Consider the following 12038-nt stretch of genomic DNA (forward strand, 5'->3'; position numbering starts at 1 on the left):
CCTATGGCACGATGCCGTAGACGACCTAAGGAAACTCGAGGACGAAGCGACGACATTCGACCAGAGAGCTAAAGTCGCAGAAATCAAAGCTCACCTATCGATTGCACAGGAAATCAGTATTATGAATCCTAATAACACGATTTCCTGGGACGCAAATAGGAATAAGATTAACGGCTGGGGAATGATTATCGAACCCAACCGTGAAGCCAAATAGAATTTAGGAGCATAGCATGGCGCGATACTATATCAATTATGGAATCAGGACGACGGTCACAAGGGCATATGAAGCCGACAAATACAAAGTTGGCGACCTGTTCATATCGTTCCTACGAGGAACTGGAGACGATCACGAAGTCGTAGCACAAGTTAAAACTTCGGAAGTGCTCACCATCACTCGCGAAGACGCAGTGGAAATCAAAGAGTAGGAGTTACCAGTGGCAACATTCATAATCAACCAAGGATTCGATAGCGAAGAATCCGTCGAAGCCGAATCGTTTGACGAGAAGGGCAATTACACCGTTTTCTACGGAGAGGGATTCCAGAGCTTCGCAATCAAGACCGCTCGAGTCGAAACGATCACCCGAGCCGAATAGGTTGACATTGTAGCACAAATCTGATACCCTAGGGGGGTATGGTCTTGACGGCCATACCCCTCTTTCGGTCTGGCACCGCTGGGAACCCAACACTCCTCATCTCAAGTTAGGTGCCAAATAATGGTAGAAACCACTTCAGCGAACCCTGAACTCCTTCAGGAACAGGTATCCTCGCTCCTCATTCAGCCCCTCGAAGCACAGTCGATTGTCCTCGCCTCCGGAGTCCAGGTCTTCGACACTGCTTCACCGCTGCGCATCCCGAAGCTCACCAGCTCGAGCGATCCGGCATGGGTTGGAGAATCCGAACTCATCCCCGAGCACGACGTCGACTTCGACGAAGTGAAGCTGATGCCCTCGGATCGTAAGTCCGTGAAGACCCTCATCCGGTTCTCGAATGAACTCCTCCGGCAGTCCGTCATCGGCCTCGACGCAGTGCTGAAGACTCGCCTCGTCACCGACGTTGCCAACAAACTCGACACGGCGTTCCTCACCGGCACTGGTGCGGACAAGTCCGTCACCGGCATCATCAACCAGCCCGGAGTGCAGACCGGCGTTCTCGACGCCTCTGACCCCGATTCGCTGCTCGATGCCCTGGCTCTCGCGTCGGCTGCTGAAGTCACCCCGAACCGTTGGTTCATCTCCGGTGCCGACTTCTTCACCCTCCGCAAGCTCAAGGACGGAGACGGCAAGTACCTCATCGTCTCGGACCTCACCGCAGACGCGAAGTACACACTGTTCGGTGTGCCCGTCACTGTGACGAGCAAACTCCCGGCTGGCAAGGCTGTCCTGGCGAACACGTCGGAGATTGCTGTCGCTCGTGATACCGACCCGTCCGTGACGCTCCTGTCGGAACGGTACGCCGAGTACGACGAGCAGGCGATCCGCGTCACCGCACGCTACGATCTCGGTCTGCTGCGCCCTGAAGGTGTCATCGTCCTCACCGCTGCTGAAGGCTGATGCCCACCGCGCAGGACGTCGCAGACTTCATCGGCCAGGGTGACGACTCCACCGTTGTCGCCCTGGCTGGGGAGCACCTGCCGGTTATCACGGCCATGGCGTCGGCCTATACGCGTGGTAACGGCTTCACCGCTGGAGAACCCAACGACGAGATCTCTGCGGTCATCACGACGGCAACGGCCCGGCTGATGGCGAACCCCGATCAGGTGCAGTACAAGCTCGGGAACATGTCGTTCCAGTCGTTCTTCAACGGGTGGACGCTTGCCGAAACTTTCGTGCTGAACCGTTATCGGAAGAGGTCGACGGGATGATCTTCAAAGACAAGATCGAGATCATCGAAGCGCACGCCGAACAGAACAAGTACGGCGACTGGGTGTATGACTGGGCGAACCCCGAAGTCGTGCAGGTCGTCGGATCTCGCGTCGACTACCGATCCACGGCAATGCTCGACGATGACAACCGATTCATGTCGAAGGCCGAACTGATCGCGTACTGCGAACCGACGACCATCAACCCGGCGTTGCAACGCGTCCGCTGGAATGGTCTCCAGTACGAACCGGACGGGCAAGTGCTCGAATACCGGCGCGGTCGTCGAACCTTCTACGTGGAGATCCCACTGAAGACGGTTCAACCGCAACCCTGATACTCACGTCAACGCCCATCTCCTTTCAGGGCGAAGGTGTGGAGCCGATTGGTTAGTTTCGGCTGAGAACCACCTGCGTGTACAAGAATCCCCCAGGCACCTTACCGGCCAGCCTGGGGGATTCTTTTGTGCCCTCGAGTCCGCAAAAAGTCCGCAGAAAGTTCGTAAAGCCGCTATCTGCCACATTGCGCCCCAACACGTTTTTGCAGGTCAGACAACGTATGCAACGCCGGTCGACCAAGGACATACACCGTCCGAGAGTTCTGGGTCAACTCACCGAGCGAGGTGTTCATCGCCGTCGACGGAATCCATCAGCTGACGACGACGAAGCTCAGTTCGGGTGAACTCGATGACCTCATCGAGCGGATGCTGCGCACCTCGGGCCGCCGTGTCGATCTGTCGCAGCCGTTCGTCGACGCCATCCTGCCCGACGGGTCCCGTCTGCATGTGGTGCTGCCCGATATCACTCGCACCCACCCAGCTGTGAATATCCGCAAGTTCATCGCCCGGCCGCGCAATCTCGCCAATCTGATCGCGCATGGATCGCTGACGGCCGGGGCCGCCGAGTTCCTCGACGCGGCCGTGGCCAGCGGGGCAAATATCCTTGTCTCCGGGGCCACTCAGGCGGGCAAGACGACGATGCTCAATGCCTTGGCCGGCTCGATTCCGGCCCGTGAACGCACGATCTCCTGCGAAGAGGTCTTCGAACTCAATCTGCCCAGCCGTGACTGGGTCCCCATGCAGTGTCGCCAGCCCTCATTGGAAGGCACCGGCGAAGTCACCCTCCGTGCCCTCGTCAAAGAGGCGCTGCGGATGCGGCCGACGCGCATCATCGTCGGCGAGGTCAGAGAGGCCGAAAGCCTCGACCTCCTCGTGGCATTGAATTCGGGGCTGCCCGGGATGGGCACCATCCACGCGAACTCTGCCCGGGCGGCGATCACGAAGATCTGCACGCTGCCGCTGCTGGCCGGGGCGAACAATCGATTGGGGATGTGCAAAAAGAAAGCGAACTGGCCCAGATTTTGTAGGTACTGCATCACACTATTGTCCGCAAGCCCAGCACATCGTTCGACGGAGATGCCCCCTAGTGGGATTGGCTACGACATATATCCGCTATTGGAGCAACCAAGCCTTGATGGGGCTGAGGACGGCTGCCGCACGGCAGCCTGTCAAATCAAGTATCCAACCCTCTCCACTGCTTGGCGTGGGCATTCGAGATCTCCTCAAGAGAAGAGTGAGATGACGGATTCAATCTCAGATGGGCCCGAGTCTACAGACCTCGCTGGAGATTGCACGAGCGGCCGCCGCAGCCTTGGGCCCGTACTCGTTCAGCCTGTCCGGGCTCAATCGACTTGAAGGACCCGAGACCGAGACCGATGCAATCGGTTTGCCTTCTGCATCGACGATAGCGGCACCTGTGGAGCAGATGCCGTCGCTGAGCCCTCGGTCGTTCGTGGAATATCCGAGTTCCCGTACTTTGTCGATTTTGGCCCTGAGCACATCAGGATCCGTAATCGTCTTCTCAGTGACCTGCACAAGGCCCTGGGAAATGTAGTCCTCAATCCGATCATCGCTGTATCTGGACATGATCGCGAGGCCTGTCGCTGAAGCGTGCATCGGGTTCCGATCCCCGATTGGCAAAAATGCACGCAGTGGGTGGGACGTATCCAATCGTTCGATGAGAACTACGTCCCGGGAATCGGGGACAGCCAAATGAACCGTCTCCGTGGTCATGAGCTGGAGATTGTTGAGATGGGGCATCGCAATCTGGCGAATATCGCTCGGACTGCCGGCATTCTTGCACACCGAGAAGCCGCGTGACGTCAGCTGCCATTGAACCGGCGGGTCCGGGGTTTCCGTGATCCACCCCGCCTCCTTCAGAGTCAAGAGATAGCGCTGCACGCTGCCTTTCGGCAACTCTGCTGTGCGGCTGAGGGCAGTGAGCCCAACCTTTTCAACTTCCGCGATGAGCTCAAGTAGTCGAAACGCTGTGAGCACACTATTGATAGTCATCCAATTTTCCTTGACGGTCAGTGTTTTGATTCATAATATCGGAACAAGGGTTCACCAGGTAGTCCATAGGTCCGCATAGTGAACCGCTCTTTCTGCATAGAAATGGATGAAACAGTGACGTTTCAACTGACTGCTCTAACGGTATTCATTGCCGTCTTCGCCATCTGCTCCTGGCGAGGCGTTCACATCGGAATCTTCATGTTTCCGGCAGCATGCGCAATCGGAATTTGGTTGGCATCGATGTCACTCGAAGACGTCGTGGCAGGATTTCCCATAGACATTCTCGTCTTGCTGGTAGGTGTCACCTACTTCTTCTCAGTCGCGCGGTCCAATGGGACGATCGACCGTCTGGTGGATTACGCACTCAGCAGAGTCGGCAATAAGCCTGCGCTCCTGCCGTTGGTCTTCTTCCTCTTGTCGCTTGGTATCGGGGCAATGGGGTCGCCGCTGGCCTCGCTCGTCGTTGTGCCGATTGCCATGCCGCTCGCCCGGAGATACAAAATGGACCCGATGGTAATGGCGCTTGCAATGGGAACAGGCGGCAGCGCGGGAGCCTTCGCTCCAACCAGCCTCTTCGGCATCGTCACCTATGGCACCGCCAGAGAAGCTGATATTGCAATCAATCCCTTCGCTCCATTCGGAGTCGCGTTGGGAATGAACCTTCTGTTGCTCGTGTGCGGCTTCTTCATCTTCGGTGGAGCGAAGCTCATTCGAGAGACGCTCAGTCGTGAATCTCTCGACAGCATCGGCGGAACCGGCGCAGGAGGACGCTCATACGGTCTTCCTGGTGAGCGGTATGGCATTGGCAGTGGCACAGAACTGAGCTCGAGTCCAGATCACGAGGCTACAGCGGTTGACACACTGGTTGACGGGCCGCCGCGCGGTAAAACGATATTCACCGGGACACAAGTCTTCACAATCGCCTGCATCATTGGGCTCGTAGTCGCAGTCATCGGGCTCGCAATTGCTGGGAAAGAGCCGGACATCGGAGTCCTTGCATTCGCCTTCGGTGCAATTCTCACCTTCGTCGACCCGGCTAGTGGCAAGAAAGCCATTCCCCAGATCGACTGGTCGACCGTGCTACTTGTCGGCGGAATCATCACCTACGTCGGTGTGCTCGAACATATGGGCGCTGTCGATCTGCTCGGCGACGGCGCGGCGAGCATTGGTACTCCGATTATTGCAGCACTTGTCATCTGCATTATCGGGGGTGTGGTATCCGCCTTCGCGTCGACGACAGGAATTCTGGCTGCGCTCGTTCCACTGGCCCTGCCGCTTGTGGCCAACGGTGGTGTTACAGGCTGGACCGTCATCTGCGCCCTAGCTGTCTGCTCGTCAATTGTCGATGTCTCTCCCTTCTCAACTGTGGGGGCCACATTTGTCGCGACCGTCGAGGAGAGCCAACGGGAGCGAATGACCAAGCTGCTTCTGCGGTGGGGGCTGTCGATGGCAATAGTCGGCCCGGTCGTTCTTGTCGGAGCTCTCGTCCTCCCCGGCACGCTCTGAGTTTCGCTTCAGTCAACAGCCCAACACCGCTTCAAAGGAGAATCACATGAGCGAACCGCTCCCGTTGCACGGAATTAGGGTCATGGACCTCACCCGGGCACTCTCAGGTCCATTCTGTACGACGCTGCTCGGCGACCTTGGTGCCGATATCGTCAAGATCGAAAGCGTAAAGAGCGGAGACTCGGCGAGGATCTGGCCACCCTTCGAAGACGACCACAGTCTCTACTTCGAAGCGGTCAATCGCGGTAAGAAATCAATCGCCATCGACTTCTATTCCGACGAGGGACGAGCCATTCTCCAGGATATAGCGAGAAAGTCTGACGTCATCGTCGAAAATTTCCGTCCCGGAGTGCTCGCTAAGACAGGCTTGGACCCGGTCGCGTTGCGGAAGGACAACCCTGACCTCGTAGTTCAGTCAATCAGTGGATTCGGCCAAAGCGGTCCAATGAGCCAATACGCCGGTCTCGATCAAGTTATCCAGGCAATGTCGGGAATAATGTCTGTGACTGGTTCGGATCCTGATAACACCTACCGAGTTGGGTTGCCGATCATCGACATCGTCACCGGAATCTTCTCCGCTCTCGGAGTCACGGCTGCATTGGCAGGCAGGGCACAGATGAGTACGGGGCTAGACGTCGCGACTTCTCTACTGGAATCAGCAGTCGCCATCTCTGTATTCCACGGGCAGTCGACCCTGAGCAACCACACGGTTCCGGTGCCCCATGGCAATGACCATCCTGTAATCGTCCCCTATGGTGTCTTCGCTACAAAAGACGTTCCGATTGTTATCGCTGTCGGAAGCGACAAACACTGGAGCACGTTCTGCAAGCTTATCGGACTGCCGAATCTGCCTGATGATCCGAGGTACGTTGAATCCGGTGACAGATTCGCCAACCGGGATGTTCTCAAAACGGACCTCGAAGCGGCACTCGTCCAAAAGCCCGCAGCCCAGTGGATGCACGCGATTCGGGAAGCGGGGATCCCCGCCGGACCGATCTACACCTACGACCAAGTCTTTCAAGATGAACAAGTGAACGCGCTCGAGATGGTGCAGACGGTTCGCCGCCAGGATGGAAGCACACTGCCGCTGGTGCGCGGCCCGCTGTCTGTCAATGGTCAACCGACTCCTGTGCAATCAGCACCACCGACCCTGGGCAGCGGCACCAAGGAGGTTCTGGAGAGCATCGGATACACGGTAGACCAAATCCGCAACTTGGCGAACAACGGAGTCATCAGGCTTCCCGACGAAGCAGAGACAGGAAGAGTAGATGCGCGATCATGACTGAAACCAACCAGTGCCTCACCCTGGAAATCGACGGACCAGTTGCCACGATATGGATCCGAAACGAGGGACGTCGCAATGCCATGACGTCACGGATGTGGGAGCAATTCCCCGAGCTAATAGCGCAGACAGGCGATCAAAGCACAGTGATGGTTATCGTCCTCCGCGGACATGGTGATGACTTCTCAGCCGGAGCCGATATCTCTGAGTTGCGAACAATCAGCACTTCCAAGGAATCAGGGGGAGCTTCGGCTACGACGAAGGCCGAAACCGCAATCGCCTCCAGCCCAAAGCCGACTATCGCGGCCATTGATGGCTACTGCATCGGCGGCGGCTGGGAAATAGCTGCCGCTTGCGACATACGAATAGCAACGTCCAACGCCAAGTTTGCCATCACCCCTTCCAAAATGGGCATCGTTTACCCTGTCAGCGCGATCAAACGGCTTGTCGACATCGCCGGACCTAGCGTGGCCAAAGATTTGCTGCTGACCGGCAGGATGTTGACGGCCGACGAAGCCCTCGGTTTCGGCCTGGTCACCCAACTTGCTGGGGAAGGAGAGCTGAGTGAGCACGTCGTAGCTTTAGCGGACCAGCTCAGTTCTCGGTCACAGCTATCGATTCAAGCGATGAAGAACATCGTCGATGCCATGACCGCAGGCTCAGACTTCGAATCCCGTGACAGCGTCTGGCGGTCTGAGGTGGAGACAAGCGGCGAGAGGGAGACGGGAGTGCAGGCCTTCCTTGATCGGCGGCCTGCTAAATTCGGCTGGACGGGTGAACGCTTCTGGAACCACCATCCTGAAGTACGTGTGCACGAATAGCCCGCCTCGGAGTGGTTGTGACGCCGTCGGCGTACAATCAATCTCTCCGAGGCGCTTACTGTGCACTTGCCTACGTCCCCAATGGCGAGGGTTAGCGACGAGATACGACGAGCTTGCCATCACCTATCGAGCGACCGTCGTGATCAGGGCGATCCTGACATGGCTCCGGCACTAAAGGAGAGATGCCCTAACATCGGCAAGAGAGCCCGACCGATTGAGAACAATTTTGACAGTAGGTACACGGCGTTGACCGCTTCCTATGCTGCCTGACTACCCAAGCCAAGCAGCAAGCGCCTACTCCCCTGCGCTCTGACCGGATTCTGTCGTCCAAGAATGAAAAGCCTGCGCCGACGGCCTCGGTTTAGAGACCGTCGGTGCAGACAGCCGATGACTTCAGCCGAATTGACTCATCCAAAGGCTGGCAATGTCGTCGCGACGTGCGAACCAGACTTTGCCCTTGGTCTGACAGTGCTCAATGAACTCTCTTAGAGCGTTCGTCCGCCCTGCCTGTCCAATAAGCCGCGGATGCAGCCCCACCGACATCATCTTCGGAGCGCCTCGCTCTCCTTCGAGCCACAGCTCGTCGAAACCGCGGCGTGCGAACTCGAAGAAGTCTCCTGGTGCTTTCGTCCCCTGTATATCGTTGTATGTCAGCGAGTACGGAACGACGAGATGGCGCTTTCCGTTTACCTCGGTGAAGTACGGAAGGTCATCGTTGTAGGCGTCGGAATCGTAGAGGAAGCCGCCGTGCTCGGTGACGAGTTCACGCGTGTTCACGGAGGGACCGTAACGGCAGTACCACCCATTGGGAGCCGAGCCCCAGGTGGTCTTGAACGATTCGACAGCATCATGAATGCGCTGCGCTTCTTCCTCGCGCGTCATCCGCCAGTGCTCTTCCCAGCGGTAACCGTGGGAGACGAGGTCGTGGCCAAGCTTACGCGCGGCAGTAGCGACGTCCGGGTTCATCTCGAACGCACGTGCGCAGGCGAAGAAAGTGGCATTGATGCCGAATTCCTCGAACAATCTCAGCAGTCGCCATACGCCCACTCGAGAGCCGTATTCGTACATTGATTCGGTCGCCAGATCACGGATTTCGCGTGGGAATGGATAAGCGACTTCCGCGATCGAGTCGTTCTCGCCGTCGCCGAGGAAGTGACTGTACTCGGATCCCTCTTCGTAGTTGACGACAAGGTTGACGGCCACATTGGCCCCGCCGGGGAACTGGGGGTGAGGTGGGTTTTCACCGTAGCCGACGAGATCGCGGATCGGGCCATTGGATTGGGTAGTCATGTCTTCTCCTTGGAGTTCGGTTTGGTCAGTCGGTGGGGTCGAGCTCTTCGAATGAACGGTTGTGCGTCTCTGTGACAGCACGGGAGATGATGAAAATGCCGATGTAGATGATGACGACGATGCCAAAGGTCATGTACTCGTTGACGTTCTCAAACAGCGCCGACGCAGCTAGCGGGATCAGGGCTCCGCCAATGAAGCCGATGTTGACGACGACTGAGGTGCCCAGTCCGCGGATCTTTGTAGGGAAGAGTTCAGGCGACCAGGTCCAGATCGTCGTGTTGACGACCATGACGCTGAAGTTGAACAGGAATCCGAGGAGCATGATGAGGAAGGGGCTCGTGGCGAAGAACGCGAAGAGGATAATCGTTACAGCCGCTAGGACTGAACCGATGGCGATCATACGTTTACGCGGGAACGAATAGGCACCGATCGAAGCGAGGATCGCGCCGAGCAATCCGCCGATGTTCTGGACCATCGTGAAGGTCAGGCTGCCGCTAATCGAGTAGCCGCGCTCGACGAGGAGCAGTGGCATGACGAGCAAGATACTGAATTGAGCGCCCCAGGCGAGGAACGCGACGATCGACAGACCGACGGTGCGCTTGCGCTGCCCGGAGATGAACAAGTCAGAGACCCGACCACTTGCCGAGACCTCAGCGGAAGCAGCATCCACTTCCGCGGCGCTGAAGTACTCGACCGCTTCGCCCACAGTTCTCAGACGCATCTTGCCCTGCTCGAGTCGCGTCAACGATGCGTTGAGTTCTGACGTCCGGTGCTTCTCCAGCAGAAACCGTGGCGTCTCGGGAAGATATCGGCGGAAGAAGAAAACGAGCACCGCGGGGATGCCAAGCAGGCCAAACGCCCAGCGCCACGCTTCGTCTCCGGCTGAGATCATTGCGGCAAACGGTCCCAGAACGAAAATTGTGTAAGCGAACGCGATGAACATACCGACCCCAGCCGAGATCGTGTTGAACAAGGAGACGAACAGTCCGCGGATGCGGGTGGGTGTCAGCTCTGATAAGTAGGTCAGTCCGACGGCGATCTCACCGCCGACGCCGATTCCCGTGATGATGCGGGCGACGGTGAGCATTTCGTAGTTCATCGAGAAAGCTGCGACGACTGACCCGAATGAGTAGATGCCGACGCTGACGGCGAGGACCGCACGGCGGCCCGCTCGGTCCGCAAGGTATCCTCCAGTGACTCCGCCGACGGCGATCGCCAGGAGGGTCGCGGTCGACAGCAGGGCGATGTCTTGGGCCGACGCGCCGAATGCTTCCTGTAGTGACGGGCCAAGTGAGGCAAGGATGAGCTGTTCCATGACCTCGAAGAGTCCGCCGGTCACGACCAGCAGCAGCGCGAGGTAGTGGACTTTCGTCAGTTTGATTCCGTCGACTATGTCGCCTAATCGACTATGATTCATATCGTGGTATGTCGTGTTCATGAGAACTCCATCGTTCGATTCAGTTGAATGCGATATATCCTCCCCGCGGTAACCGGGGTTCCCCGAATAGCGAACTGGCAGGTTCGCTATTCGGGACCGGCACTCTCTTTCGAGGTCCCGGCAGTCTGTGAATTCTGACGACCACTGGCGCGGTCATCGTTCCTTGCGATCTCGTGCAGATCCCCCGCACTGACCAGGTGTGGCTCTTCTCCGCAGAGGAGAAGACTTCAGTGTGGTGTGGTGCTGTCTGCTGGTCTGTTGGGGGCGGGAAAGCTGAAGACCGATACGAGAACCGACTCCCCCGTGTTACGCAGCGCATGTTTAAGGTCTGCCGGGATGTAGATCGCGTCACCTTTGGAGAACTCCACAGTCACCGCTGACGTGATCAGTTCACCTCGGCCTTCAGCTACGAACATGACTTCTGCTGTGCTGTGAGCGAGTTCGGCCGTGGATGGCTCACCTGGCTGCACTGCCGCAACGCCCAAGCATTGGTTGATGTCGGGAACGTTGATGTCGCTGAGCAGCATCGCAGATTCGCCGACCTGCCCTGTACTCGGATCAAGTTCGGCAGAAGCCCGAACGGGCTGGTACTTATGGTTCGTCATCGAACCTCCTCTTGTGTTGTGAATACGATCAGGAGTGAGGCAGGATACGTGACTTGTTCCTGCTCAGATGAGTTTTCATGGTCGCGTGGGCAAGATCGACATCTCCAGCAGCAACCGTGTCGAGCACCTGCTGATGTTCCTCGTAGAGCCGGTGTCGATGATCGGCATCTTGAAGAGAGAGCTGGTTGATCAGCGCCCAGAGAGGCTGATTGTCGATGGAGATAACTTCGTAGGCGAGCTCTCCCAGCAGCTGGTTGTCGAGAGCAGCGGCGAGTTCGAGATGAAACTGGAGCGCGAGTTGTGTGAACTCGGGTACGCTCTCGGCTACTTCGAGGAGCGCTCCGGCGTTTTCGTGCACCTTTCGCGCCGCGTCGAGGGCGGCATGACTGCCGGCGAGTCCTCTGGCGATGCTCGGTTCGATGACTAATCGCGTATCGATGACATGTTCCGGGCGTGCGCCGTACTGGAACTGTTCGGACGATTGCAGGCGCTCGACTCTCGTCGAGATGTAGGTGCCGTCCCCGTGGCGGACATCGATGACCCCGATCATGTCGAGGGCGAAGATTGCCTCGCGAACAGTGCTCCGGGAGGCGTTATAGCGTTCGGCAAGGTCTCGATCGGATGGCAGCTTCTTTTCCGTCCGGCCGTCTTCCGCCTGAATTTCTCGTAGAAGATCCTGCGCGATCGGAATGTATCGCCGCTTCGGCTGCTCAACCTTGCTTGAGTGGTCGGATGACTTCATATCAAGAGGTTAGACCTATTTTCGAACGATCGTCAATAGCGTACGCACGAACAACGGCGGCGACCCGCGGCCGCGTGGCCCCAAACGCATGGGACACAATCGACCACCGCCCACCCCCGAAATGCCTTACGCCCAAGCGCAAGCGATC

General features: G+C 57.7%; 12 protein-coding genes and 1 pseudogene. 8 read left to right on the top strand and 5 right to left on the bottom strand.

What is annotated here, in order from left to right:
• Window positions 1-434: 434 nt before the first annotated feature.
• The 5 genes and pseudogenes from QYM46_RS13440 to QYM46_RS13460 form a co-directional block, all read left to right on the top strand.
• Complete coding sequence (locus tag QYM46_RS13440; protein ID WP_432789321.1) at window positions 435-593, top strand: hypothetical protein; 159 nt, start codon at window positions 435-437, stop codon at window positions 591-593.
• Between the two features lie 120 nt (window positions 594-713).
• A complete protein-coding gene (locus QYM46_RS13445) occupies window positions 714-1550 on the top strand; it encodes a phage major capsid protein (RefSeq protein WP_432789322.1) in 837 nt (278 codons plus the stop codon).
• Window positions 1550-1861: a hypothetical protein gene (locus QYM46_RS13450; RefSeq protein WP_432789323.1), complete on the top strand. Its 312-nt coding sequence runs from the start codon at window positions 1550-1552 to the stop codon at window positions 1859-1861. The genes QYM46_RS13445 and QYM46_RS13450 overlap by 1 nt, the downstream gene beginning before the upstream one ends.
• Window positions 1858-2193, top strand: coding sequence for a hypothetical protein (locus tag QYM46_RS13455; RefSeq protein ID WP_432789324.1), 336 nt, complete (start codon window positions 1858-1860; stop codon window positions 2191-2193). The genes QYM46_RS13450 and QYM46_RS13455 overlap by 4 nt, the downstream gene beginning before the upstream one ends.
• Window positions 2194-2442: 249 nt before the next feature.
• Window positions 2443-3171, top strand: a pseudogene (locus QYM46_RS13460) (CpaF family protein); the annotation flags it as partial.
• Window positions 3172-3447: 276 nt separating this feature from the next.
• On the opposite strand, the gene QYM46_RS13465 reads toward QYM46_RS13460, so the two are convergent.
• The gene (locus tag QYM46_RS13465; RefSeq protein WP_432789325.1) at window positions 3448-4206 is read right to left on the bottom strand and encodes an IclR family transcriptional regulator; all 759 of its coding nucleotides are present in this window, start codon (window positions 4204-4206) and stop codon (window positions 3448-3450) included.
• Between the two features lie 102 nt (window positions 4207-4308).
• Here QYM46_RS13465 and QYM46_RS13470 point away from each other — a divergent pair, with 102 nt between their 5' ends.
• The 3 genes from QYM46_RS13470 to QYM46_RS13480 are packed head-to-tail and all read left to right on the top strand — an operon-like array spanning window position 4309 to window position 7815.
• The gene (locus QYM46_RS13470) at window positions 4309-5712 is read left to right on the top strand and encodes an SLC13 family permease (RefSeq protein ID WP_432789326.1); all 1404 of its coding nucleotides are present in this window, start codon (window positions 4309-4311) and stop codon (window positions 5710-5712) included.
• A 46-nt stretch (window positions 5713-5758) separates the two neighbouring features.
• Window positions 5759-6994 (top strand): CaiB/BaiF CoA transferase family protein, encoded by a 1236-nt coding sequence (locus QYM46_RS13475; protein WP_432789327.1) that lies wholly within the window; start codon window positions 5759-5761, stop codon window positions 6992-6994.
• On the top strand, window positions 6991-7815 hold the full coding sequence (locus tag QYM46_RS13480; RefSeq protein ID WP_432789328.1) for an enoyl-CoA hydratase/isomerase family protein: 825 nt from the start codon (window positions 6991-6993) through the stop codon (window positions 7813-7815). The genes QYM46_RS13475 and QYM46_RS13480 overlap by 4 nt, the downstream gene beginning before the upstream one ends.
• A gap of 393 nt (window positions 7816-8208) precedes the next feature.
• Here QYM46_RS13480 and QYM46_RS13485 read toward each other — a convergent pair whose 3' ends face one another.
• From QYM46_RS13485 to QYM46_RS13500, 4 genes are all read right to left on the bottom strand, one after another.
• A complete protein-coding gene (locus tag QYM46_RS13485) occupies window positions 8209-9105 on the bottom strand; it encodes a polysaccharide deacetylase family protein (RefSeq protein WP_432789329.1) in 897 nt (298 codons plus the stop codon).
• A 25-nt stretch (window positions 9106-9130) separates the two neighbouring features.
• Window positions 9131-10543 carry an MFS transporter gene (locus QYM46_RS13490; RefSeq protein ID WP_432789330.1) on the bottom strand — a complete coding sequence of 471 codons (1413 nt, stop codon included), beginning with the start codon at window positions 10541-10543 and terminating at the stop codon, window positions 9131-9133.
• A 227-nt stretch (window positions 10544-10770) separates the two neighbouring features.
• Window positions 10771-11148: a cupin domain-containing protein gene (locus tag QYM46_RS13495; protein ID WP_432789331.1), complete on the bottom strand. Its 378-nt coding sequence runs from the start codon at window positions 11146-11148 to the stop codon at window positions 10771-10773.
• Between the two features lie 28 nt (window positions 11149-11176).
• On the bottom strand, window positions 11177-11890 hold the full coding sequence (locus QYM46_RS13500; RefSeq protein WP_432789332.1) for a FadR/GntR family transcriptional regulator: 714 nt from the start codon (window positions 11888-11890) through the stop codon (window positions 11177-11179).
• Window positions 11891-12038: the final 148 nt, after the last annotated feature.

The organism is Brevibacterium sp. K11IcPPYGO002 (assembly GCF_050920635.1).
Taxonomy (GTDB): domain Bacteria; phylum Actinomycetota; class Actinomycetes; order Actinomycetales; family Brevibacteriaceae; genus Brevibacterium.